General features: G+C 37.4%; 20 protein-coding genes. 5 read left to right on the forward strand and 15 right to left on the reverse strand.

Annotated features, from left to right (window positions below; translation table 11 throughout):
• The 9 genes from F607_RS32410 to F607_RS0100195 all read right to left on the reverse strand — a co-directional run bounded on the left by F607_RS32410 (window position 1) and on the right by F607_RS0100195 (window position 10,876).
• A complete protein-coding gene (locus F607_RS32410) occupies window positions 1–684 on the reverse strand; it encodes a class I SAM-dependent methyltransferase (RefSeq protein ID WP_027706404.1) in 684 nt (227 codons plus the stop codon).
• The gene (locus F607_RS0100160; protein WP_027706405.1) at window positions 681–2,807 is read right to left on the reverse strand and encodes a bi-domain-containing oxidoreductase; all 2,127 of its coding nucleotides are present in this window, start codon (window positions 2,805–2,807) and stop codon (window positions 681–683) included. The genes F607_RS32410 and F607_RS0100160 overlap by 4 nt, the downstream gene beginning before the upstream one ends.
• Window positions 2,791–3,579 (reverse strand): class I SAM-dependent methyltransferase, encoded by a 789-nt coding sequence (locus tag F607_RS0100165; protein WP_027706406.1) that lies wholly within the window; start codon window positions 3,577–3,579, stop codon window positions 2,791–2,793. The genes F607_RS0100160 and F607_RS0100165 overlap by 17 nt, the downstream gene beginning before the upstream one ends.
• Complete coding sequence (locus F607_RS0100170) at window positions 3,573–4,763, reverse strand: hypothetical protein (protein ID WP_027706407.1); 1,191 nt, start codon at window positions 4,761–4,763, stop codon at window positions 3,573–3,575. The genes F607_RS0100165 and F607_RS0100170 overlap by 7 nt, the downstream gene beginning before the upstream one ends.
• 1 nt (window position 4,764) lies before the next feature.
• Complete coding sequence (gene asnB / locus F607_RS0100175; protein ID WP_027706408.1) at window positions 4,765–6,618, reverse strand: asparagine synthase (glutamine-hydrolyzing); 1,854 nt, start codon at window positions 6,616–6,618, stop codon at window positions 4,765–4,767.
• 1 nt (window position 6,619) lies between these two features.
• Window positions 6,620–7,648, reverse strand: a complete 1,029-nt coding sequence (locus tag F607_RS0100180; RefSeq protein WP_027706409.1) for a DUF354 domain-containing protein — start codon at window positions 7,646–7,648, stop codon at window positions 6,620–6,622.
• Window positions 7,645–8,523 (reverse strand): glycosyltransferase family 2 protein, encoded by an 879-nt coding sequence (locus F607_RS0100185; RefSeq protein ID WP_027706410.1) that lies wholly within the window; start codon window positions 8,521–8,523, stop codon window positions 7,645–7,647. The genes F607_RS0100180 and F607_RS0100185 overlap by 4 nt, the downstream gene beginning before the upstream one ends.
• Window positions 8,510–10,363 (reverse strand): hypothetical protein, encoded by a 1,854-nt coding sequence (locus F607_RS0100190; protein WP_027706411.1) that lies wholly within the window; start codon window positions 10,361–10,363, stop codon window positions 8,510–8,512. The genes F607_RS0100185 and F607_RS0100190 overlap by 14 nt, the downstream gene beginning before the upstream one ends.
• Before the next feature lie 96 nt (window positions 10,364–10,459).
• Complete coding sequence (locus F607_RS0100195; protein WP_027706412.1) at window positions 10,460–10,876, reverse strand: pilin; 417 nt, start codon at window positions 10,874–10,876, stop codon at window positions 10,460–10,462.
• 312 nt (window positions 10,877–11,188) lie between these two features.
• On the opposite strand from F607_RS0100195, the gene pilB reads away from it, so the two are divergent.
• From pilB to yacG, 5 genes are all read left to right on the forward strand, one after another.
• Window positions 11,189–12,898 (forward strand): type IV-A pilus assembly ATPase PilB, encoded by a 1,710-nt coding sequence (pilB, locus tag F607_RS0100200; RefSeq protein WP_027706413.1) that lies wholly within the window; start codon window positions 11,189–11,191, stop codon window positions 12,896–12,898.
• Between the two features lie 349 nt (window positions 12,899–13,247).
• Window positions 13,248–14,465: a type II secretion system F family protein gene (locus tag F607_RS0100205; protein WP_027706414.1), complete on the forward strand. Its 1,218-nt coding sequence runs from the start codon at window positions 13,248–13,250 to the stop codon at window positions 14,463–14,465.
• 97 nt (window positions 14,466–14,562) lie between these two features.
• Window positions 14,563–15,435, forward strand: a complete 873-nt coding sequence (locus F607_RS0100210; RefSeq protein ID WP_027706415.1) for a prepilin peptidase — start codon at window positions 14,563–14,565, stop codon at window positions 15,433–15,435.
• Between the two features lie 2 nt (window positions 15,436–15,437).
• A complete protein-coding gene (gene coaE, locus F607_RS0100215) occupies window positions 15,438–16,034 on the forward strand; it encodes a dephospho-CoA kinase (protein ID WP_038289361.1) in 597 nt (198 codons plus the stop codon).
• Window positions 16,031–16,267, forward strand: coding sequence for a DNA gyrase inhibitor YacG (yacG, locus tag F607_RS27515; RefSeq protein WP_051310595.1), 237 nt, complete (start codon window positions 16,031–16,033; stop codon window positions 16,265–16,267). Before coaE ends, yacG begins: the two co-directional genes overlap by 4 nt.
• On the opposite strand, the gene F607_RS0100225 is transcribed toward yacG, so the two are convergent.
• The 6 genes from F607_RS0100225 to ftsA form a co-directional block, all read right to left on the reverse strand.
• Window positions 16,255–17,208 (reverse strand): Nudix family hydrolase, encoded by a 954-nt coding sequence (locus F607_RS0100225; RefSeq protein WP_038289364.1) that lies wholly within the window; start codon window positions 17,206–17,208, stop codon window positions 16,255–16,257. The genes yacG and F607_RS0100225 overlap by 13 nt on opposite strands.
• Window positions 17,209–17,349: 141 nt before the next feature.
• The gene (secA, locus tag F607_RS0100230) at window positions 17,350–20,049 is read right to left on the reverse strand and encodes a preprotein translocase subunit SecA (RefSeq protein ID WP_027706418.1); all 2,700 of its coding nucleotides are present in this window, start codon (window positions 20,047–20,049) and stop codon (window positions 17,350–17,352) included.
• Window positions 20,050–20,176: 127 nt separating this feature from the next.
• On the reverse strand, window positions 20,177–21,118 hold the full coding sequence (locus F607_RS0100235) for a M23 family metallopeptidase (RefSeq protein ID WP_027706419.1): 942 nt from the start codon (window positions 21,116–21,118) through the stop codon (window positions 20,177–20,179).
• Window positions 21,119–21,642: 524 nt separating this feature from the next.
• Entirely contained in the window at window positions 21,643–22,557 is a 915-nt protein-coding gene (lpxC, locus tag F607_RS0100240) for a UDP-3-O-acyl-N-acetylglucosamine deacetylase (RefSeq protein ID WP_027706420.1), read from the reverse strand.
• A 100-nt stretch (window positions 22,558–22,657) separates the two neighbouring features.
• Window positions 22,658–23,824 carry a cell division protein FtsZ gene (gene ftsZ / locus F607_RS0100245; protein ID WP_027706421.1) on the reverse strand — a complete coding sequence of 389 codons (1,167 nt, stop codon included), beginning with the start codon at window positions 23,822–23,824 and terminating at the stop codon, window positions 22,658–22,660.
• Between the two features lie 73 nt (window positions 23,825–23,897).
• A complete protein-coding gene (gene ftsA / locus F607_RS0100250; RefSeq protein ID WP_027706422.1) occupies window positions 23,898–25,133 on the reverse strand; it encodes a cell division protein FtsA in 1,236 nt (411 codons plus the stop codon).
• Between the last annotated feature and the right edge of the window lie 21 nt (window positions 25,134–25,154).

A 25,154-nucleotide genomic window follows, 5' to 3' on the forward strand; every position in this document is an offset into this window, starting at 1 on the left:
CTATATTTTCCTCATTGACCACAAAAACCATCTATGAAAATACTTTTTTAACTTCCATTTTGCAAATGGACCTATCAATAAAACCTGTATAATTTGAAATATTGTTTTTTGTCGATACTCAAATGAAATATATTTTTTTTTAAAGTTTGAGAACCCAACCTCACCAGATAAATCCCTTAAAAGTAATGGATCTAATGGCCTTTCATCTGGACTAAATACATTTAATCGCAGTAGATTATTTGACATAAAAATTTTATTTTGAATACAACTTCCATTTGGATCATACCCAATAATTCTTCCTGAAGAACGTAACACCCTATAACACTCTTTCAATAACTTGCATTCTTGCCCTGGTAAATGATGAATAAATGCAGCAGCAATAATTAAATCAAATGAGTTATTTTTAAAAGGCAATAATAAAGCATCTGCTTGAACTTTAGTGTGACCAGAATGCTTCAACATTGCGTATGATAAATCTAAACAAACAATCCATATTCCCGAAACATTTAGTAACTTTTTACTTGCAGCTCCTGATCCTCCACCAATATCTAATACATCCCCTCTTGAAAAATTTCCTATCCATTCCATAACCTCTACTTCATCTTTTCTTGACAAAACAGAATAGTAACTATCACGATTAGTTTCCCAAAATTCTTTCTCTTTTGTATAGTAAAATTTTTTCATATTTTTTTATTTAAACTCATAAATGCATCCAGGGATATTTTTGATGCCGAAAGGACATCCTCGGAATTAACATTCCCGCCATCTTTAATCATTTTACAAAAATAATTTATTTCCTCTTTATGTCCCATATCAGGCACAATTTTAATTTTTCTATAGTTTGAACTACCAACAGCATTAATTGACTTAAAGTTATTTATTGAATATGTAGTACCTCCTTGGTGTACCGTAATGAACTCTCTAGGCAATTTTTTATGTCCAAATGATAAGTACGTCAAAACGCCTATAGCTTTATTATCATAACCAACGGTAACACAAAAATTACACTGACTTTTAATATTCTCTGATTCTTTTCTTAAATATTGAGCTTTAACCATTGAAGCTTTTTGATCAGTCAAGTAGTTCATATAATCAAAAAAATGCTCAGCCTCTCCTATTAGTCGCCCACCACCTTCAAACTCATTCAGTGTCCAGTGATCTGATGGTATAACTGGTATATGAACTTGGTAATTAATAAAAAGTGGGAGGTTTGGGTCAAGCATACTTTTAAGTATTTTAGAAACTTTTGCGAATCTTCTATTATATCCGATCATTAGCATTTTATTTGACGAATTAATACTGGCTAATAACTCTTCATATTCATGATAAGTTAAAGCTGCAGGTTTTTCTAAGAAAACATGTTTTCCTGCTTTTAATGACTTACATGCTAGATCAGCATGACTATTATGCCGTGTAGATATTACAACTGCGTCTATATCGGGATCTGTTAAGGCATCATCTATATCTGTACTATTCAACTGTATATTATATTTATCGCATAACGAAATAGCATTAACACCAGAGCTAGAAATAACAGATTTTATTACAAAACTATTATTCTCATAAAAATATGGCAACAGTGTACTTCGCGCAAAGTTACCACAACCCAAAAATGCCAAAGTAATTTTACTTTTATTTATAACAGCGCCAATCCTAACAGTTTTCTTTTCAACTTGATTCAGATTACGAGAATACTTAATCAAAACAGAACAACCTTTATACTTATTGCTATATAAATCATTATACGCATCCTGTGCCGAATCAACTGGGTATTCACCTATTAAAAAATCATTAAGATTTATTTTGCCAACTGATATTTTTTTAATAAATTCCTGCAAATTTCTATGCTCAGTCCATCTAATATATTCATATGGATAATCAGTTCTACCTGCATTATAGTCAGGATCAAAACAACCAGGTCCATATGCCCTCGAAAAACGTATATCTAACTCGTTTAAGAAAAATGGCATTCTTTCTAAATCCATTTTTACAATTCCAACAAAAACAACTCGTCCTTGCTTCCTACACATTTTCATTGCATTATTTGGTATAATACTTTTCTTTGATGAGGCACAAATTATAACAACATCCGCTCCATAACCTTGAGTAAGCTCAATAGCAGAACTAACTGGATCAACATTACTAGCATTTATTGTAAAGGAGTTAGGACATGTCTTTTTAAATAAATCTATTTGCTTTTGTGCAATGTCAACACCAATAACCTCACATCCAGAGATTGATGCTAACTGAGCAGTTAAAAGTCCAACTAAACCCAAACCATAAACAATAACTCTATCGCCTATTTGAACTTCAGCTTTTCTAATGCCCTGTAAAGCAATTCCTCCTAATGTAACATAAGATGCATCCTTTAATGGGACATTATCTGGTACTTTTACTACATAATTTACTGTAGGAGCAACAATTTCTGCATGACCTTCTGCAGCAAAAGCAACTCTATCACCTGGTTTAAATTGAAATACATTACTTCCAACTTTTTTAACGATTCCAGAGCCACTATAACCTATCGCTCGCATCAACGTAGCTTCATCGTAAATAATATTTTTGACTATACTTGGACTATAACCAAGTATTAAATTTTTGACGGCATTCCTCATCCATGGATCATTAGCAATCTGTTTAATTAACTCAGGAAATGTTTTACTAAGTGTAGCACTTTCAGTTCCTGAGCTAACTAACGTATATTTTGTTTCAATTAATACCGAGTTATCACCATACTTAGGAACTGGAACATCCTCAACAACTATTTTTCCCTTTTTATCAATAACACGTCTAAACACTTGCTTCATTCATCTTCCCTTTCTTTGCTACCACTAAAACACCAGCACCTTTTTTTGGCTTACTCCACTGCCCAAACCAAGAAACAACGTTAATTACAGGAAATAATAATGCATAAAGTATTTTATTTTTTTCTTCCGCCTTGGTAATTAAATATGATATATTATTTGCCAATGTCTCTAAATACCCAAATGTATAATATGCCTCATTAACGTTAAAGCCAACTAACTTTACCTTTTTAATAATATCATCTAGTGTATATCCAGCTCTATAATGTCCAGGAACATTAAAGTTTTCTTTAAATTTAATAAACCATTGCCTTTCTAATGCAGGAACATGGAGTATCAATAAGCCTTCACTTCGTAATGAAGAGTAAATACTTGACAACCCAGCCATATCATCTTGCAAGTGCTCTAAATTATCAACAGAAATAGCCAAATCAAAATAACCATTAAAAGGAAGTCTCGTTATATCTGCTAATACAAAAGATACATTTTTAATATTACATTTATCTATAATAATCGCATTCTCTACCAGTTTTTTTATTTCTATATCACACCCAACAACCATTGATTCAGGAAACTTTTTTGCTACCTCATAACAAAAAACTCCTCTACCACAACCCGCATCTAAAATTCTACTAAAACTTTTACCTTTGAATATATAAGGCAACACTCTTCGCAACCTTATTCTTAATCCAGATATTGGCACCCCAAAAACATTTATATACACTTTCTCAATAAATCTAGCATTAGGATTTCTTGCAATATCTTTTCCTAACATGATTTCTCCTCGACGCGAGGGTAATAATACAAATAGCATGATAAAGCAAAACACATCCAGGCATTACACCACCTAAGCAAATTTATTTTTTTAGTATAGAACCTATTTTTTTGATAATAAAAAACACCTCTTCCTGAGTATAAATTACTTAAAGTCCAGTTTAATATTTTATTTGTTAAATTAAAATATCTATCGTAGTGCCTAGAAAAACTAATAACTCCTTGAGCAGAGCCATGAATATCATAAGGAAGCTCTTTATCACTCATCCACTTTGGAGCTCCATCTATATTAAATAAGTTATCCGCGTAAAATGACAAACCAGCATAATACTCATCTTTGAAGCTATAGTCCTCCCTAGCATTCATGTAACTCCATAGTGCATCTAGTATAAATCCAGTATGATAATTATCATGTCTTATAGGTGACATTTCTTTCGGATCGGTATAAAACCAAGAGCCTTTTTCTGTTTGCTGGCTAACAACATATTTGACTAATCTATCAGCCTCTTCAGTATAAAAACTTATATTGCTAAGTTTTTCATACTCAGCAACAACACTACCAATTAATATACTGACATCCATAACTCTCATTGTCATGGGCAAAGGCATATAACTAAGACATAATTCCTTTCTAGTATTTTTAAGTACCTGCAATTCATTAAAAAAAAATCTAATTGATTTTCTAACGGTTTTTAAGTATACATAATTATGTGTGACTTTATAAGCATGTAGAAAAGCATTACATACGAATGCTGTAACAACAGCATTTGGTGTATTTTTTTTTGCATAGAACCCAAGGTCTTGCCAAGGGTACTGATATCCCCAGGACTGACATTCTTGATTGCACACTGCTATTCTATCAAGCAGTAATAGTAAATCTTCAGCTTCTTTTAATAAATAGCTTTCATTCGTTTTCTCATATCTAAAAAGGAGAGACCTTATAAATAGAGAAATACCTTTCGGATTATAGGTCTTTGGTATTAACAAGAAAGGTCTTATATTTATTGGGAATCTCATTACAGCCTGTATACAAAAAATTCTTGACCATTTCGACCATCCAAGAGTACTCCTCAAAAATGGACTATTTAAGCCATCATGCTTATTATACCCCTTAAAGTCTTGACTTTTTGCATAGTCATAAGAAGCATTATAAATATTTTCAACTTCTTCAACAGTAAATACCACTTCACCCTTCCTCAAATAATTCAAGCCAAATGTGAGTACCTATAATCATATATAATATAAAATAGTGCCATCTATAACACTTAGCATTATTTGATTTTAATACCATTTCAATAAACTCATAATTAAATAACTTATATTTATTAACAGTCGATTTACTTAAATAGTACTTTGTTAGCTCAGAAAGCTGTCCTTTAAGCAAAGATGTAGGATCGAGCTGAAAACCACTTTTCTTTCTATTTATTATTTTTTGTAGCTCATAGCTATAAATAGTATTCTTAAGAAAACCTTTTAGTTGATTATTAGGCAACAATATATTATTGCTCATCCACCAAAAGTTATTTTTCAGTGTTTGATCTAAAAAAGGCACTCTCACTTCAAGACCAAAAGCCATGCTACATCTATCTTCTTGCCATAACAAATCATTTACAAGTTTTGTTTTCCACTCAAACTCTTTCATCTCAAATATAATATCACTTTTACAAGACCAGTTTTCTTTCAACCATATAAATGCATTATCAAGTTTAGAATCAAGCATTCTCTCACCATATATTGTTTTTCTTCCAACCTCACTATCCCAAATATTTCGCAACACACCATAAACAAATGCATTATCATTAATATTTTTGAAAATATTTACTATCCTATGAGAGTTACTCCAATAAAGCTTTGCTGGATTATAAAATATTCTGTTTATCACTTTTCCAGCATGCCTTAAAAACCATCCACCTAACTCTCTTGATTTATCTATATATAGCAACCATTTAAATGCGTTATACCCAAGAAATATTTCATCAGCACCTAAACCAGATAGTGTTACTTTCACATATTTTGATGCATGCCTTGCTAATTCATAACACTGTAGCGAGTTTACTTTTGGGCACTCTAAATGCCATATTAACTTTTTAAAATCTTCTGGTGAACATTCATTAATTTCTTCACAGAAATTATCTACTTTTAGAATCTTGGCAGTTTCCTTTGCATTTTCACTTTCTTTTGGATCATCACCAACCCCAAGCGTAAAAGTTTTAATTTTATATGGTTTGACCTCTTTGACCACTGATGTAATAAGTGCTGAATCAATACCTCCAGATAGATAACATCCAACCTCAACATCCGAAACAGCATGTTGAATTACTGTTTTTCTAAAAATACTATTAAATGATTCATCTTTACCCTCTTCATCTAAAGATAATTTTACAATATTTATCTTATTATTTTTCCATATTAGAATTAATCCTGGCTTAAGCTGATAAATATTTTTAAATAAAGTTTGGTTACTAGGAATATATCTAAAGTTCATAATCATGTGAAGAACAGACTCGGAAAGAATACCACGACTATTCTCTTTAGCAATAATAGCTTTTGCTTCTGAGGCAAAAACCACTGTATTATCACTCTCAATTTTAATAAAAAGAGGTTTTATTCCAAATGGATCTCTAACCAGCATGCCCAACTTTTGTTTAATATCCCATAAAGCAAAAGCAAACATACCTCTCAACCGATTGAAGCCTTCTAAACCTTCCAAGTCATATAAATTCAAAATAACTTCTGTATCAGACTCTGTTTTAAAGTGCTTCCCTTTATTAATCAACATACTTCTAAGGTCTTTATAATTATAAATTTCCCCATTATACGTGATCAAATATTCTTTATTAAATGAGAGCATAGGTTGATTTCCACCATCAATATCAATGATAGATAATCTTCTATGTGTAAAATAAGCACAATCAAGTATATAAAATCCTTCTCCATCAGGCCCTCGGTGGGAAATAGCCTTTGCCATTCTCTTCAAGCGCTCTTCACCACTTATTGGAGAATATGTCATTTTAGAAAACCAGCCAGCAATTCCACACATATCAACTAGCTTTCTCAACTATAATATCTGCAACAAACTGAGCAACATCTATCGTATCATTCAAAAGCTGCTCTCTCTGCCTTTTAAAGTAGTTAATATCCATCTTCAAAATTTCATCCATATTATTCTTTATCAAATCCCATGATATATTATTGATATTCTTTACTAGTCTATATTTATTTTCTTGCTCATCCGTGTATCCCCTTCCAGTAGTCGCTGCATATATAGAAGGTACACCCAATACAGCGGCTTCAGATGAGACTGTTGCGCTTTCACCAATAACTAAGTCAGAGTAAGCTAAAACATGGTGCATTTCACTAACCACACCATTATACCTATAATCATTTAAATCACTAGGTAATTTTTCCTCGGAAGATATAATAATATTATAATTATCATTATATTTTTCCATCATTTTTTCCAATATTTCATAATCCCACCCAATCTCACCAATATCATGATTAGCCTTCCAGGAAACCAACCTGATAAAAATATTTTTTTTATTTTTTTTAATACCATTTTTTATAGCAATATCAATATTCGGCCTAAAATAATTTGGATGCAAATATGAAAGTTCGTGGTAACCATTATATCTGATATTTCCTTTAGGCAGCCATGAATTATAGCAATTAGGTGTTATAACATAAGATGCAAAAGGATAAGTAATTAAGTTTTGTAATTTGGCATTTTCCGTATCATAAAATACTAATGAAGGTGTTTTTGTTATTTTTCCTACATGCGCTATGAAAGTACCCCCAATCGCAGCCATTGCATTTGGACGTATTTTTTTTACGAAATCATAAAGCTTATAGTTTCTTTTAAATAACTCTAAAACTAATGAACCAACACCTCTACTACCCTGAGAAGAAAGTATTGTGTGCTCAAACCCCAACTGATCAAGTAAACTTGTAGTGACATCCTTATCTCTACTTGTAAAGAAAACTTCACAATTTTTTTTTAAAAGCTTTTTTGCAGGATTTTTAAAAAAATGAATATGTGCAGGATGGTTTATATCAAATAATATTTTCATTTTTTTGTATTTCTATATAGCAACATTGTTATTTGCTCAGAAACCAACCCAACCAAAAAAACTAAAAAACTATTACTAATTAACACGGCACCCATATTTGTGAATGATCCATATAAAATATATGTAAATATATAGTACAAAACACCTATATTAAAATATATCAAGCTGACGGGGAAAAAAATTTTTAAAGGTGAGTAAAGCATACATATTTTAAATATTATAAGCAAAAATCTAACACCATCTCTTATAATATTTATATGACTTTTCCCTTCTCTTTTTCCCACATAAATTCTTTCGTATCCAACTGAATACCCTGATCTAAAAAATGCTATTGTACATGTAGTTGGGTATGAAAATCCATTAGGATAAAGATCAATAAATTCACTAATTTTTTCTGTCTCAACAACTCTAAACCCTGATGTTAAATCTTCTACGTGATGACCTACCACCCATGAGCTAAACTTATTGTAAACAGTATTAGCTATCATTCTAAATATATTTGCCTGATGCAGTCGACTCCTTGAACCCACAATCATATCAAAGCCTTGTTCAAACTTATCTATTAATTTTGGGATGTCTTCAGGTCTGTGCTGCCCATCAGCATCCATTATTATAACATTTTTAGTTAATACTTTTCTTAAGCCACTTTTTACAGCAGCACCATTACCAGATGAATACTTTTTCTTTATCTCTTTAACATTATTTTTTAGGCAAATTTCGCTTGTATTATCAGTACTACCATCATTAATTACTAGTATTTCAAAACTATCTCCTCCCAACACTCCTTTTAATTTTGGCAGTAATATACTGAGATTTAATGCCTCATTTTTTGCTGGCATGAGGATAGTGTATTTTTGCTCATCAGGATTCAACATTATTCAACTCTTTTTTAAATTCATTGATTAATCCACTAAAAATACCAAATTTACTCATGCTATAGCTTTCAATTTCTAGCATAACCTCTCTTGCTTGTTGTGTATGCCCATTTATGATTAGCGACTGAACATATTTCAAACCTATAAAAATTTTGTTAAAACCTACCTGCCTTTCGTAAGCAACCTCTAAGTAATACATATATTTTTTTATATCATTCATTGATAAATATAGCTCTGCTAGTCTAAGAGGCATCCCTCTGTAATCTAACGCTCTTCCATCAATATCAATTCGATTTAGCATATAATTTACGATATCTTTATTGCATTTTTTCTTTAACTGTAATTTTGTTAGTGACTCAATAGCAGTTAATAGATACATATACTGTTGTGAGCTGCTAAAATCCAAGCTTCCAATCAATTCTTTTTTAACTATATTTTTTTTGTAATCGCAATCAATGCCTACGACATTTATTATATATCCAGCCAAATACCTTTTATGGTACATCATACTATTTAGTGTTTTTAAGGCCATATCATGATTATTTCTTCTTAAATAGTAATTTGTCATATATGAAATCGCTCTTGGGGATTGAGGATTTCTTTCATATTCCTTAATAGTAAAGCTGTCTAATGATGACCAAGCATATGCTCTTGTAGCGCAGACCAACGACAAGAAAAAAATATAACAAATAACCAATATATAAAAACCAATTCTGTTATCAAGATTCGACAAAGAGTATACCATTATAAAAATGATACCAATTGAAGGAAAGTAATTCCTATGCTCAAAGTACATTTCAAGGGCAAAAACACTAGACTCCATACTTATAGAAATCAAATAAAAAAACCACCCAAATAAAACCACTTTATTTTTAAAACTTAAAACAGAAATAAGAACAAAAATTAAAAACTTAATCAACACCTGCTTATCATCTAAAAAATTATTAACTATGGTATAATTATCAAAGAAGAGACCCAAGTTTCTCTCCAATGGAAATACTACATTACACAAATATCCAAAAACCACATTTATCTGCGTCATTAAACGCTGAACATAATCAAACGACTTGTATTTATATGAATAAATTGTAAAATAATCCCATCCAATTACTAACCCCACCCCTCCACAAATCACAAAAAAAAGCAACACAACAAAACCTTCTCGCCTTAACAAGCAACTCCATTCTATATTTCTTTGTTTTACAGAAATCAACTCCAAAAACAAAACAACCGGAATAATTACAAGACCATTCTCTTTGCTTAAAACAGCAAATAAAACCAGAACACCCACAATTAACAACTTCAAAAAACCGAAACTTTTATTCTCCACATAATACAAATAATACAATAGAGCCATAAGCATAAAGAATGTAGATAAAAGATTCATCCTTTGAACAACATACATAATTCCTGACAAATGGAGAGGGTGAATCATCCAGATGACAGAGGATATTACTGATACTACATATGCTTTTTTAATATCTAGCAAATTACAGAGCTTCACCAACACTAAATACAATAGAAAACTATTAGCGATATGTATTAACAAGTTAAAAAACTTATAGTAAGAATAATCATCTTTACTAAAATTGTAACTTACTATAAAACTCAATACAGAAATTGGCCTTAACAATGGGCCAGACTCATTTGTCAATGAAACATCAAGAAGAGAAACATCAGGATTATCAAGGAGAGACAATGAACTTAAATTAGGCTCATCATCAAGAAGAAGGAAGTTACTTATTGCAGGTTTATATAAAATATATGTATAAATTGGTGATAAAAAAAACACAAAAAGCAATACTTTAACTTTATGTTTCTCAAAAAAAAATTCACCCATTTTTGATACTATTAAGAACTTTATACTAATTAAATTTAACTTTAATAACCATTAAAACTACCCCCCCAGGCTAACTGGAGGGGTTACCTAACCTAATTAAGAGTCACGACAGGTAGCAGGTAAATACTTAGCGTCAATAGTCCCTTTTTCACAATCCCAGCTAACTGCTCCGCTAGAAAAAGCAGGTGTAAGAGTAAAAGTACCTCCACCAGCAGCAGTTTTCATTGAAACTGTTATCACTCCAGCTCCTGAAATTGATACACTTGTAACAAACTCACTAGTTACTGTTGCTCCAATTCCAGCAGTTGCGTTGCTACTAGGGAAAGTTCCTTCAGAAAGACGATACTCTGACACTGCAGTTTTTGCTGCTGCAGCCATATTTAAACCTTCTGTCACCTTTGCACGAATGGTATAATCCTGATAGGCAGGTATAGCTACCGCCGCCAAAATACCAATGATCGCAACCACGATCATTAATTCAATTAAGGTAAAACCTTGTTGCATTTTTTTCATGTGAAGCTCCTCCGATCAAATCCTATTCACTTGAATAGTCATAGTACGGATGTGAGAGCAATGCCAATGCCAATTTTTTTAGTTAGTACACACTCACCCCATTAGCATTAACATACTGTATATTTCTCAAAATTTAACATGTTTACTAATACAGATTGATGTCAGGTTCATTTTTAATCAGTTACCTTCATCACCACTTAGTGACAAAATTTGTCACATACTTTATGTTAATTATATCTCTTATATAGATTTTTACTTTTCGATCTATACTTTTCGTATCCTTCATCAACTAGAAACAGTAGTAACTATTCCATGTCCAGAATCATGCTTACCGGTCTTGCGAAAAGACTTGTTGATGACAATCTTCTTGACGAAGAAACGGCACAAGGCGCTTATCAAGAAGCTTCCAAGCAGAAAATTCCTTTTGTTACTCATTTAGTGCAGTCAGACTTAGTCAAACCCTTGGATGTAGCTCGACTAGCCTCTGAAGAGTTTGGCTCCCCGTTAATGGACCTTAACAGCTTTGACTTTGAAATAGCGCCTAAAGATGTTGTTGATGAAAAGCTTATTCGCAAACACCATACAATTCCGCTTTATAAGCGCGGTACTCGGCTTTTTATTGCAGTATCTGACCCGACTAACTTAGCCGCGCTGGATGAAATTCGTTTCAATACTGGACTTAATATCGACTCTGTACTGGTCGAAGAAGATAAACTCAATACAGCCATCGAAAAGTTTCTTGATAATACAGATGATGGCTTATCGGACCTTGATGATGAAGGCTTAGAAGATCTTGATATTAGCTCAGTCGATGATGATCAAGACGATAAAGGGCCAGCTGCCAGTGAAGCTGATGATGCTCCCGTCGTTAAGTTTGTCAACAAGATGCTGCTTTCAGCCATTAAGGGTGGCTCATCCGATTTACACTTTGAACCTTATGAAAAAACCTACCGGGTTCGCTTTCGTACTGATGGTGTATTACATGAAACAGCAAAACCACCCATCAGCTTAGCCCCACGGATTTCATCACGCTTAAAAATTATGTCATCGATGGACATTTCTGAGCGCCGTAAGCCTCAGGATGGCCGTATTAAGATGCGAATATCCAAGACTAAGTCTATCGACTTTCGTGTGAATACCTGTCCAACCTTGTGGGGTGAAAAAATAGTACTACGTATTCTTGATCCTACCAGCGCCCAAATGGGCATCGATAGCCTAGGATATGAAGAAGCTCAAAAAGAGCTTTATATGAATGCTCTTATGCAACCACAGGGTATGATTTTGGTTACCGGGCCTACAGGGAGTGGTAAAACCGTATCGCTTTATACCGGCCTCAACATTCTCAATACCGTAGAACGTAACATTTCAACTGCAGAGGACCCAGTTGAAATCAACCTTGAGGGGATTAACCAAGTTAACGTCAACCCCAAGCAAGGAATGGACTTTGCCCAGGCATTACGTGCCTTCTTGCGTCAAGACCCTGATATTATCATGGTGGGTGAGATTCGAGATCTAGAGACTGCCTCGATTGCGATCAAAGCTGCCCAAACAGGGCACATGGTAATGTCCACATTGCACACCAACAGCGCTGCTGAAACGTTAACCCGCCTACTTAATATGGGAGTACCCGCTTTTAACCTTGCAACAACTGTTAATCTAATCATCGCCCAACGCCTTGCCAGAAGATTGTGCAGCAACTGTAAGCAGACCATTGATGTTCCAGAGAAAACTTTACTGGAAGAAGGCTTCACTCCTGAACAAGCAAAATCTGCTGTACTTTATGGCCCCAGCGCTAAAGGCTGTGAAAAATGTAATAAAGGTTATAAAGGCCGTGTTGGTATTTATGAGGTAGTGAAAATAACCCCCGCTTTATCAAGAATTATTATGGAAGAAGGTAACTCGATACAAATTGCAGAAGTTGCTGACAAAGAGGGCTTTAGTAATTTACGCAAATCTGGCCTGTTAAAGGCCCTCCAAGGGGTTACCAGCCTAGAAGAGGTTAACCGCGTTACTAAGGATTAAGCAAATAGGCGCTAAAAACATGAAATGGTTGGCATTAATAGATTTTTGGCCTCCTTATTAGTATTCGCAATAACGATTAATAGGCTACACTAATAATGCGAACTATTTCATATAAATAATTTTAAATGGTTACTCCGAAGCAAAGATATACAGTCCTTATGAAAGCACTATGGCTCATAGAATGCAGCAACAAAATTATGACTATTGTGCTTGGATTTACATAGTACTGTTACATTCATGTTATGAGTTAAAAATAAACTTTTGCACTTCCGCCGTTATCGCCCAATACTTTCTATAATTCTTACTCTTCGGGTCATTGGCGTAGACTCAGCCCAAGGAACAGATCATCATGGCAACCAAAGCAGTAAAAGTAGCTTCCTTTACTTGGGAAGGAAAAGATAAAAAAGGTCGTAAGACTAAAGGCGAAATACAGGGTGCCAATTTAGCCACCGTTAAAGCCGAGTTACGAAAGCAAGGCATCGTCCCTACTAAAGTACGAAAAAAAGGGATGACGATTGGCGGCAAAGGCAAAAGCATCAAGCCTTTAGATATCGCTGTTTTTACTCGACAACTCGCAACAATGTTGCGTGCTGGTGTCCCTTTAATTCAATCTTTTGAAATTACTGCCGAGGGAGCCGATAACCCGAATTTAAGAGACTTGCTCAATAATATAAAAAATGAAGTGGCTGGGGGTAACACGCTAGCGGACTCACTCAGAAAGCATCCTAAGTATTTTGATGATTTATACTGTAACTTAGTCGCATCAGGGGAGCAATCGGGTAGCCTTGAGTCACTGTTAGCAAGGATAGCAACCTATAAGGAAAAAACCGAGTCTCTTAAGATGAAGGTTAAGAAAGCCATTCGCTACCCCATCGCTGTAGTTGTCATCGCTATAGTTGTTACTGCCATTCTACTTGTTAAGGTGGTTCCTCAGTTCCAAGAAGTATTCCAAGGCTTTGGTGCTGATTTGCCCGCCTTTACTTTGATGGTCATTAACCTCTCTGAATTTATGCAAGCTTATTGGTACTATTTTCTTATTGGCATCATTGCTTTTGTCTTAATAACTAGCAAGGCATTAGAAAAAAATAAAGGCCTTAGGGACGCAAGAGATAGAATGGTCCTAAAGCTTCCCATTATGGGTGATATTTTGCACAAGTCAGCCATGGCCCGCTTTGCACGAACACTTTCAACCACTTTTGCCGCGGGTGTGCCTTTAGTTGATGCTTTAGACTCTGTTGCTGGGGCTGCAGGTAATGTGGTGTTTTATGATGCAACGAAGCAAATTAAAGAGGATGTTTCATCGGGTATGCAGCTTCAATTTGCCATGAAAAATACGGCTATTTTCAGCAATATGGCAGTGCAAATGGTCTCCATTGGTGAAGAATCAGGAGCATTAGATGAAATGCTGGATAAAGTCGCCAGCTACTATGAAGAAGAAGTGGATAATGCAGTGGACGGCTTAACCAGCCTGATGGAGCCATTAATTATGTCTGTGCTAGGGGTGCTTATTGGTGGACTTATTGTCGCCATGTACCTACCTATATTCCAGTTAGGCTCTGTCGTCTAATCCCCATTTTTTATAAACTAACTGTTTTAATTATCAAGGGCAGCTAAGCTGCCCTTTTTCCTGTTGATAAGCCTCACTTGCTCCTGTAGGAAAATAAATGAGCATTCTTGAATATTTAGCTTATAGCCCAACAGCGCTCTTAATTACTTTGTTAATTGTTGGGCTAATCGTAGGTAGTTTTCTAAACGTTGTCATTTTACGTTATCCCATTATGCTGCAACGTTTATATGAGTGTGAGTGTCGTGACCTACTCAAGCTATCCCATGAAAGCAATCATGAAACGTTTAACTTAATTGTACCTCACTCTCACTGTCCATCATGCAAAACCCCCATAAAACCCTGGCAAAATATTCCTGTATTAAGCTACTTATTACTTAAAGGAAAGTGCGCTAAATGTAGTACATCAATAAGTATCCGTTATCCACTAATCGAGCTTTTAGCAGGTTTACTTGCCTTGTTAAGTGGCTGGTACTTTGGTTTTTCATTAAACACCCTTGCTGCTTGCTTGCTACTATGGGCACTTTTGACTTTAACAATAATAGACTTCGACCATCAAATTCTCCCGGACGCTATTACTTTACCTTTGCTCTGGATGGGTCTACTGGCCAACTTTCATTGGCAACTATTTACCACCATTGATCAAGCACTGTGGGGAGTTATTGCTGGCTATTTAACCTTATGGAGCGTTTATTGGCTTTTCAAACTTCTCACCCAAAAAGAGGGCATGGGCTATGGAGATTTCAAGCTACTTGCGATGCTTGGTGCCTGGCTTGGTTGGAAAATGTTACCCTTAATTATCCTAATGTCATCATTGATCGGTGCTATTGTGGGCGGACTACTCATTCTTTTTAAAGGTCACGACCATCAAGTTCCCATTCCTTTCGGCCCTTACCTAGCCGGTGCAGGGGCTGTAGCACTTTTTTGGGGCGAAACAATTGTACAACAGTATTTTCAGCTAGCAGGCTTTTAATAATGTTTATTGTGGGTCTTACTGGTGGAATTGGCAGTGGTAAAAGTGCTGCCACCGATTTTTTCAAGCGACAAGGCATTCACATTGAGGATGCAGATCAGGTTAGTCGAGCATTAGTTGAAAAGGACTCTCCCGTTCTTTGTCAAATTGTTGAGCATTTTGGTAGCTCTATCCTAAACATCGATAGCAGTTTAAACCGTCGAAAACTAAGAGAAATTATTTTCCAAGATAAACAAGAGCGACAATGGCTAGAGCAGCTTCTTCACCCACTTATTAATCAGAAAATGCTAGACAACTTACACAGTGCGTCTTCCCCCTACGCCATAATGGTTTCTCCTTTACTGTTAGAGACAGGACAACAGAAGCTAGTAGATCGAGTGCTTGTTATTGATGCTGACGAAAGTGCTCAAATTGAGCGCGTTTGCGAACGAGATCACCATGACCCTAATCAGGTTAAAGCCATTATCGCTACTCAACTTCCTAGGAATAAACGGCTAGCGATGGCGGACGATATTATTGATAATAGTGGCAATCTAGAACAGCTTTATACAAAGTTAGCGAGTCTTCATCAAACCTACTTATCAAAGGTGAAACCATGACGCTCAAGGTCAACTGTCCAACATGCCACAAATCCATGGAATGGAAGACGAGTAATCCTAACCGCCCATTTTGCAGCGACCGTTGTAAACTGATTGATCTGGGATGTTGGGCCGCCGAGGAACATAAAATTCCTGGTAGCCCTGTCTATGCAGATACCTTATCTGAGCAAATGGAGGATACCACTGGTGACCTGAGTAACGTTCACCCATTATTCTCTAATCATCGCCAATAAGCGCGAATACTGGCTATGCCCTGAGCACCTCGTGACCAAGCCAGAGACAGCTGCTCCTGAGTCATACCACCTAGCCAGAACACAGGCATAGTGGCTTGTAGCGTTAACATTTCGCACTCATCATTCGACAAAGGAATAGCATCAGGGTGGCTTGGTGTATGAGTCACAGGGGATAACGTAACTAGATCAACACCAAGGATCTCTGCTCGCTTAAGCTCTTCTTCATTATGGCATGATGCGGCAAGTAAATAACCTGACTGTTTGAATGGCTCAATATCAGCCATAGATACCTGTTTTAACTGTTGTGCAGTTAAATGTAATCCTTTACCTCCCAGTTGATAAATAGACTGGGGATAGCCTTTTAGTATTAACTGGCATCCCGCGGTTTCACAAAAAACCAGTAACTCTGAGGCAATCGCTAAATAATTCTGTTCGCTAAGCTGGGGGGCTCGAAACTGAATGAGACAATATCCCTCACCAATTAGTCTTTTTACTTCACTAAACAATTCATTTTGGTCAGTAAAGTCTCCTGTAATGACATATTCCGAAGGTAGTTGGATAGCACGAATAATTGGCTTATTAGCGGCAGGAAATGTATAGGACCAAAGTGCTTCTTTCGCTACCCACTGAATTGGTTGCCCTTCTAACCCAACAGGTTCTCCCGATAGGTGGTTTACATACCACACATCGAGCATAACAGACTTATCACCATAATCATGTTTAATTACTATCAACCTTCTAGAAGGCTTAACAATAATATTTAATTCTTCCTGACACTCTCTTATCAATGCTTTAGTAACATCTTCACCAGCTTCAACTTTACCACCAGGAAATTCCCATTTATCTCCTTGATGTTGATGAGAAGCACGCTTGGCAATGAGCACTTCACCTGATGCATTAACAATGACAGCAACAGCTACATGAACAGACTTGCTAACCATTAAGTTTTGCACTCCCCATTAACCCAAACTTATTCTTAATAAGCCAGTTATCCTCATTCTTTCCCAAACCTCAGCTTATTGAACAAAAGTAAAACATAAAAAAAGGCGACATAATGTCGCCTTTTTTTATGTTTTGGTCAACTAACCCAATCTACCATGACACTGTTTGTACTTTTTACCCGATCCGCATGGACAAGGTGAATTACGACCTACTTTCTTTCCTTCACGGGTATAAGGTTTATTAGACTCAATATCCTCAACGCCGGCTTCAGCTAATGCTCCACCTTGTTCGTGCTCATAACGCATACGTTGGGCCATTGCTTCTCGACGCTGACGCTCAACCTCTTCTGTATTGTCATCTTGACGTACTTGCACATGTGTCAGGATTTTAATGGTTTCATGAGCAATATCTTGCAACATTTGCTTAAACAGCTCAAAAGCTTCTCTTTTATATTCTTGCTCAGGGTTCTTCTGTGCATAACCCCTTAAGTGAATTCCTTGACGCAAGAAATCCATTGTTGACAAATGCTCTTTCCACTTATCATCTAAGACCCGAAGTAGCATCTGCTTCTCAAACATACGCAACACTTCTGATCCTGTTAATTCTTCTTTAGCTTTATACTCATCGATCAAAGTTTGCGCAATTTTTTGACGCAGAGGCTCCTCATGAAGTCTTTTATCTTCATCTAACCACTGCTGTATAGGGAGCTTGACATTGAACTCAGATGTTAAGTGCTCTTCTAGACCTTTAACATCCCACTGTTCAATTAAGCTTTGGGGAGGGATAAACTGATCTACTACCGAAGTTAAAACCTCATGACGATACTCATCAATGATTTCTGTTACATCATCAACCTCAAGAACTCTATCTCTTAAACCGTAAATATAGCGACGCTGCTCATTGGCTACATCATCATATTTCAGCAGAGCTTTACGAATATCAAAGTTTCGACCTTCTACCTTGCGCTGCGCCTTTTCGATAGCATTTGTGACCATTCGATGTTCTATGGCTTCACCTTTTTCCATTCCCAGAGCTTTCATAAAGCCTTTAACACGATCTGATGCAAAGATCCGCATTAAATTGTCTTCAAGAGAAAGGTAAAAGCGAGAAGAGCCTGGATCACCTTGACGACCTGAGCGACCTCTAAGCTGGTTATCTATCCGGCGAGACTCATGACGCTCGGTAGCTATAATATGCAAACCACCAGCTTCCAATACCTGTTTATGACGCTCCTGCCACTCTGCTTTAACTTTTTCTATCTCCTGCCCAGAAGGATCATCTAACTGGGCAACTTCAGCCTCCCAGTTTCCTCCAAGCATAATATCCGTACCACGCCCAGCCATATTGGTTGCAATGGTTACCGCACCTGGCTTACCAGCCTGGGCAATAATTTCAGCCTCCCGAGCATGAAACTTAGCATTAAGCACTTCATGAGGGATCTTTGCTTTGGTTAATGCTTGAGAGACTTTTTCAGACGACTCAATTGATGCTGTGCCCACCAAAACAGGTCTTTTATTAGCAACACACTCTGTGATATCAGCAATAATCGCACTGTATTTTTCTTCAATCGTCAAATACACCAGATCGTTATGATCTTTACGAATCATTGGTTTGTGTGTAGGAATAACAATAACATCTAAACCGTAGATCTGCCGAAACTCGAAAGCTTCTGTATCTGCAGTCCCTGTCATACCTGATAGTGTTTGATATAAGCGGAAATAATTCTGAAAAGTTGTAGAAGCTAGTGTTTGACTTTCACTTTGAACATGTAAGTTTTCTTTTGCTTCTAGAGCCTGGTGCAAGCCTTCTGAAAGGCGTCGACCAGGCATTGTACGACCAGTGTGTTCATCAACAAGCAACACCTGACCATCTTGCACAATATAGTCGACATTTTTATGAAAGATTGTATGAGACTTTAATGCAGCATACACATGGTGTAGTAAGTTGAGGTTTTGAGCAGCATAGAGGTTATCACCTTCTTCTAGCAGATTAGCTTGAACTAATAACTCCTCCACATACTGGTGTCCCTGCTCTGTCAACTCAACTTGACGTGTTTTTTCATCAAGCGTGAAATGACCTTCGATAGCCTCTTCCTGTCGTGTCAACTTTGGTGCTAATTTATTAATCGCAATATACAGCTCAGAACTTTCCTCTGCTGCCCCAGAAATAATCAGAGGTGTTCTTGCCTCATCAATTAGAATGGAGTCAACTTCATCAACAATGGCAAAATTAAGTCCCCGCTGAAACTTATCTTCAATACTGAATGCCATATTGTCACGAAGATAGTCAAAACCAAACTCATTGTTGGTGCCATATGTTATATCCGATTGATATGCTGCACGCTTTTCCTCAGGTGTTTGACCTGGAACCACTGCCCCCACAGAAAGTCCCAAGAACTCATAAAGCGGTTGCATCCAGCTAGCATCACGACGAGCAAGATATTCATTTACAGTGACAACATGAACGCCTTTACCTGAAAGCGCATTTAAGTAAGCGGGTAATGTAGCAACTAGTGTCTTACCCTCACCTGTACGCATTTCAGCAATATTACCCTCATGCAGTGTAATTCCACCAATCATCTGCACATCGAAGTGACGCATTCCCATAACGCGCTTACTTGCTTCACGCACTACCGAAAATGCCTCAGGTAATAACTTATCGAGTGATTCGCCTTGCTCTATACGCTGCTTAAACTCTACAGTTTTTTGCTGCAGCTGCTCATCAGACAGCTTCTGTAAGCCCTCCTCCTGGGCATTAATCGCTTTGACAATTTTTCTCATACGCCGCAATTGGCGATCATTTTTACTACCAAAAACTTTTCGGACTAAGGGGGCTAACATAATGCTCAGCTATATAAAAAGGTTGGACACATTCCCAAGGTGGGGATTCCATAGAGATAATAAAAGGGTAATGTTACCGCTAAATCTACACTATTCGAAACTCAGCACTAACAGTGAGCTAAATAGCTCACTTTCTGGTCAGCATATTTCTATCTATGTAGCCAGAGGGGTTAACCCTGCGCCCACCTTTAAACACTTCAAAATGAACGTGAGGGCCTGTAGATCGACCAGTACTTCCAACAAGCGCTATGGACTGACCTTTCTCAATGATGTCTCCAACATCAACCAGTAGCGCACTGTTATGAGCATAAAGTGTAACTAAGCCTGCTCCATGGTTAACTTCCACCACATTTCCATACCCATTCTTGCGGCCAGAAAAGGTGACTACGCCAGAAGCTACAGCAAGTACATTTTCACCATGCTTTGCAGCAAAGTCGATTCCGCCATGAAATGACCGGCGCCCCGTAATAGGATCCGTACGATAGCCAAAACGAGAGGAGATAAAGCCTTTAAGAACGGGTACACCTTTTACTAAAAATTCTTCTGAAAGCTTTCTGTTTGCCAGTAGGTCTTCGAGAATTTCTAGTTGAGTTTCACGGCTTTCAATTTTACCAATTAATTGATCCATTAACTCAATAAAGTCAGGAGCAGTATAGGCTTGATCTATATCCTGAGAGGAGGGACCACCCACAGCGGGAGGCTCTGAAAAGTCAAACTCACCATCATTAAGCTGGGCCATAGTCGTTAGACGCTCACCTAAAGCATCTAGCCTAACTATACGGCTTTGCAGTTCTGACACTCGCAAGGCTAATGAGTCAAGCTGAACATTAGCCTGCTTTTTTAAGTGTTCTATTTCTTGTTTCTGCAGCGCAATTTGATGCTGCCACTGTTTTGCTGTTTTAGCTGTTACGACAACTTGTGAGCCCATTTGCATGACACAATAAGTTATCCATGCACTAAGCACCACTAACGATGCTAAAAACAGAATACTGGCAACAAGAATCGTTGAAAACCGCACATTGACCGTTTTCGACTGTCCATGGCTGCGCCTAACGACGATAATATTCATTATGTTTTGCGTTCTACCTGGATCTTAGCGGTCTAAAGTATCAATCCTATTAACGACTAAGTAAAAACCTGCCGTATTTTCTAACTCCCTTAAATTGACCACTTTCCAATAATTGAAAACTAAGTATAGTTGTTTTCATACGTAATGTAGCTAAAAACTATACATAAAGTAACAGTTTAGCTGACGAATTTAACATCTGACTGCAATTCATTCAACTATTGACCTGAAAGAAATACAGAATTTACTGTTAATTTACTTTTGAGGACTCGCTTATGAAAACACTTTAACCCAACATAAACACTCAGCATACAAGAGCGCTTTATCTACTTTAAAACCTAGTTACCAAAATACTTGAATCCTGTTTTTGGTGCAAAAATTCTAAGGCGAGTCTGTGAATAACTCGAAAATTTCGAGTATATCCTTGCAACCACTGTTTTAAGTTATCCCTACACCCACCCAGTATTAACCACATCAAAATACGTAAATTCACCTAACAAACAAATAATAAATGTTATTTTAAGGGATTACACAGCAGCTACTGGACGCATATAAGATATGGGAGCTGTCGATGGGTCATCAAAAGTCACCATTTCCCAAGCATCTTGGTGAGAAATGAGCTTTCTCAATACTTGATTGTTTAATGCGTGACCTGATTTATACGCACGAAATTCTCCAATAAGGCTATAGCCAAGAAGATATAAATCACCAATTGCATCAAGCATTTTGTGTTTAACAAATTCATCTTCGTAGCGCAGACCATCTTCGTTAAGAATACGATAATCATCAACCACAATTGCATTATCAACACTACCACCAAGAATAAGATTCTTAGATCGAAGATACTCAATATCACGCATAAACCCAAAAGTACGGGCTCTTGCTACTTCTTTCACAAAAGAAGTACTCGAAAAATCTATACTGGCTTTCTGAGTTCTACTCCGAAATACCGGATGATCAAAGTCAATCTCATAAGTTACTTTAAAGCCATCGAACGGCAAAAAAGTTGCTACTTTGTCATTATCTTTAATGGTAACTTCACGTTTGATTCTAATGAATTTTTTGGGTGCATTCTGTTCCATGATTCCTGCAGATTGTAACAGAAATACAAATGGTCCAGCGCTGCCATCCATTATAGGAACTTCATGAGCACTCACTTCAACATAGGCATTATCGATGCCCAATCCAGCCATAGCAGAAAGAAGATGCTCAACAGTGTCTACACGAATTCCATCACTGTTTATCAAAGAGGTGCACAGTGTAGTATCACCAACATTCTTTGCTTTTGCTGAAATTTCCACCACAGGATCTAAGTCAGTGCGACAAAAAACAATTCCTGTGTCAACCGGTGCAGGTTTTAATGTTAAATAGACTTTCTCTCCAGAATGAAGGCCGACACCTGTTGCTCGGATTATATTTTTTAACGTTCTTTGTCTGATCATAATTAACGCCGCTTTGTCAAAATCCTGCATAGAGTTACACAGAGCCGGCGATTGTACCAAAGTTGTTCTTTATCACCAACTTTTCGCGAACAACGCCAGGCTAATCTGCTTGTCTTCTTAAAAAAGCAGGAATATCTAAGTAATCCATATTATCCGAGTTACGAGCTGCGTCAGGCTTGACAGCCTTTGTTGATGAACTTTCTGCAGCAGCTTGCTTACGCATGACCGTAGGCTTATCCAGTTTATTGTAGTCTAACGTACCGTCACTTTTCGTATTATCTACAACTTTAACTGGCTTTTCTGAACTTACATTCTCACCTAAGCCTGTAGCCACTACAGTGACTCGTAACTCATCAGACATATCGGGGTCTATCACAGTACCGACTACTACGGTAGCATTTTCGGATGCAAACTGCTCTACAGTATTACCCACTTCTGAGAACTCACCCAAAGAAAGATCGAGACCTGCTGTAATATTTACCAAAATTCCTCGAGCCCCATGTAAATTGACATCTTCCAGTAATGGGCTACGAATTGCTGCTTCTGCAGCTTCAACGGCTCGATTAGACCCTGTTGCAGAACCCGTTCCCATCATAGCCATTCCCATTTCAGACATGACGGTACGTACATCTGCAAAGTCAACATTAATCATACCTGGGCGTATAATTAAGTCTGCAATACCTTGCACAGCTCCCAGTAATACATCATTTGCTGCACTAAATGCAGAAAGTAAACTGGCATCTTTACCAAGCACTGGCAGTAGTTTTTCATTAGGAATAGTAATCAGTGAGTCAACATTATCTGCCAACTCAATCATCCCTTCATTGGCAATAGCCATACGCTTCTTGCCTTCGAAAGGGAATGGCTTAGTAACAACGGCTACTGTCAGAATTCCAAGCTCTCTAGCAACTTGTGCAACTATAGGTGCAGCACCTGTTCCTGTTCCACCACCCATGCCAGCTGTAATAAAGACCATATCAGCACCAGAAAGCACTTCAGCAATACGGTCTCTGTCTTCAATAGCTGCATCACGGCCAACATCAGGATTGGCTCCAGCCCCCAGCCCTTTGGTAATAGCGGTACCTAACTGTAATAATGTCTTTGCATGTAAATGCTTTAATGCTTGGGCATCTGTGTTTGCACAGATAAAATCCACCCCATCCACATGCTTACTTAACATGTGGTTTACAGCGTTGCCACCTCCGCCACCGACGCCGATGACTTTAATGACCGCGTTTTGCGGTACATTATCGACTAACTCAAACATAACCCTCTCCTTTCTATCGCTTCACATCTGTTTTGCGTAAGGTTGTAGTCCACACCCCAGGTTCTCGTCATTATCAAAAGTTACCCTGAAACCACTGTTTAACCCGCATGAGGATCCCTTCTTGTGATTCCCGAATAGGCACACTTAACTGGCCTTCCTTTTGATGTTTAATGCCATACATTAATAATCCGACACCTGTTGAATAGATCGGGTTCTGTACAACATCAGCCAAACCTTTCACATTTTGTGGAACACCCAGTCGAACTGGCATATGAAATATTTCTTCTGCCAACTCAACGGCCCCTTCCATTTTTGCGGTTCCTCCTGTTAAAACAATGCCCGCAGCAACAAGGTCTTCAAAACCACTACGGCGCAACTCTGCTTGGACTAGCGTAAACAGCTCATCATAGCGAGGCTCTACTACCTCCGCCAACGCTTGACGAGATAAGTCCCTTGGTGGCCTATCACCCACACTTGGCACTTTTATCATTTCTTCAGCGCCAGCCAACTGTGTTAATGCACAGGCATACTTAATTTTGATTTCTTCAGCATGCTGAGTTGGGGTTCTTAGGGCCATAGCAATATCATTTGTAACCTGATCACCCGCAATAGGAATAACCGCAGTGTGTCGAATAGAACCCTCAGTAAAAATGGCAATATCTGTCGTGCCCCCACCGATATCAACCAAACACACACCAAGCTCTTTTTCATCATCAGTCAAAACGGCATAGCTAGATGCCAATTGTTCAAGGATTATGTCTTCTACATCCAAACCACAGCGTCGAACACACTTCTCGATGTTTTGTGCTGAATTTACTGCACATGTCACCAGATGCACCTTAGCTTCCAGACGCACCCCAGACATTCCTAACGGTTCTTTCACACCTTCTTGAGTATCAACAACATACTCCTGAGGTAATATATGCAATATTTTTTGGTCTGCAGGAATGGCTACCGCCTGTGCAGCATCAATAACCCGCGCAATATCTGCAGTCGTCACTTCTCTATCACGAATAGCTACAATACCGTGAGAGTTAAGGCTACGAATGTGACTACCCGCGATACCTGCATACACAGAGTGGATCTGGCAGCCAGCCATTAATTCTGCCTCTTCAATAGCACGCTGGATGGACTGAACGGTAGACTCAATATTAACCACCACTCCCTTTTTAAGACCACGAGAAGGATGTGCGCCAATACCAATTATCTCCAGTGAGCCTTCATCATTAAGCTCACCAACAATGGCCACTACTTTAGAAGTGCCAATGTCTAGTCCCACAATCATTTTTCCGCCAGTTGCAGCAGCCATTCAATCAGACCTTCTTACGCC

This window comes from Zooshikella ganghwensis DSM 15267, from assembly GCF_000428585.1.
GTDB lineage: Bacteria > Pseudomonadota > Gammaproteobacteria > Pseudomonadales > Zooshikellaceae > Zooshikella > Zooshikella ganghwensis.

What these genes read in the sequence shown, in the direction of transcription:
- ftsZ (WP_027706421.1), bottom strand. Translation starts at nt 23,824, where the DNA reads ATGTTTGAGTTAGTCGATAATGTACCGCAAAACGCGGTCATTAAAGTC.
- asnB (WP_027706408.1), bottom strand. Translation starts at nt 6,618, where the DNA reads ATGTGTGGAATTGCTGGCTGGTTTTCTAAAATGACATATTCTCCAATA.
- F607_RS0100205 (WP_027706414.1), top strand. Translation starts at nt 13,248, where the DNA reads ATGGCAACCAAAGCAGTAAAAGTAGCTTCCTTTACTTGGGAAGGAAAA.
- pilB (WP_027706413.1), top strand. Translation starts at nt 11,189, where the DNA reads ATGTCCAGAATCATGCTTACCGGTCTTGCGAAAAGACTTGTTGATGAC.
- ftsA (WP_027706422.1), bottom strand. Translation starts at nt 25,133, where the DNA reads ATGGCTGCTGCAACTGGCGGAAAAATGATTGTGGGACTAGACATTGGC.
- F607_RS0100165 (WP_027706406.1), bottom strand. Translation starts at nt 3,579, where the DNA reads ATGTTAGGAAAAGATATTGCAAGAAATCCTAATGCTAGATTTATTGAG.
- F607_RS0100195 (WP_027706412.1), bottom strand. Translation starts at nt 10,876, where the DNA reads ATGAAAAAAATGCAACAAGGTTTTACCTTAATTGAATTAATGATCGTG.
- secA (WP_027706418.1), bottom strand. Translation starts at nt 20,049, where the DNA reads ATGTTAGCCCCCTTAGTCCGAAAAGTTTTTGGTAGTAAAAATGATCGC.
- F607_RS0100185 (WP_027706410.1), bottom strand. Translation starts at nt 8,523, where the DNA reads ATGTTGAATCCTGATGAGCAAAAATACACTATCCTCATGCCAGCAAAA.
- F607_RS0100235 (WP_027706419.1), bottom strand. Translation starts at nt 21,118, where the DNA reads ATGAATATTATCGTCGTTAGGCGCAGCCATGGACAGTCGAAAACGGTC.
- coaE (WP_038289361.1), top strand. Translation starts at nt 15,438, where the DNA reads ATGTTTATTGTGGGTCTTACTGGTGGAATTGGCAGTGGTAAAAGTGCT.
- F607_RS0100180 (WP_027706409.1), bottom strand. Translation starts at nt 7,648, where the DNA reads ATGAAAATATTATTTGATATAAACCATCCTGCACATATTCATTTTTTT.
- F607_RS0100160 (WP_027706405.1), bottom strand. Translation starts at nt 2,807, where the DNA reads ATGAAGCAAGTGTTTAGACGTGTTATTGATAAAAAGGGAAAAATAGTT.
- F607_RS0100190 (WP_027706411.1), bottom strand. Translation starts at nt 10,363, where the DNA reads ATGGGTGAATTTTTTTTTGAGAAACATAAAGTTAAAGTATTGCTTTTT.
- yacG (WP_051310595.1), top strand. Translation starts at nt 16,031, where the DNA reads ATGACGCTCAAGGTCAACTGTCCAACATGCCACAAATCCATGGAATGG.
- F607_RS32410 (WP_027706404.1), bottom strand. Translation starts at nt 684, where the DNA reads ATGAAAAAATTTTACTATACAAAAGAGAAAGAATTTTGGGAAACTAAT.
- F607_RS0100225 (WP_038289364.1), bottom strand. Translation starts at nt 17,208, where the DNA reads ATGGTTAGCAAGTCTGTTCATGTAGCTGTTGCTGTCATTGTTAATGCA.
- lpxC (WP_027706420.1), bottom strand. Translation starts at nt 22,557, where the DNA reads ATGATCAGACAAAGAACGTTAAAAAATATAATCCGAGCAACAGGTGTC.
- F607_RS0100210 (WP_027706415.1), top strand. Translation starts at nt 14,563, where the DNA reads ATGAGCATTCTTGAATATTTAGCTTATAGCCCAACAGCGCTCTTAATT.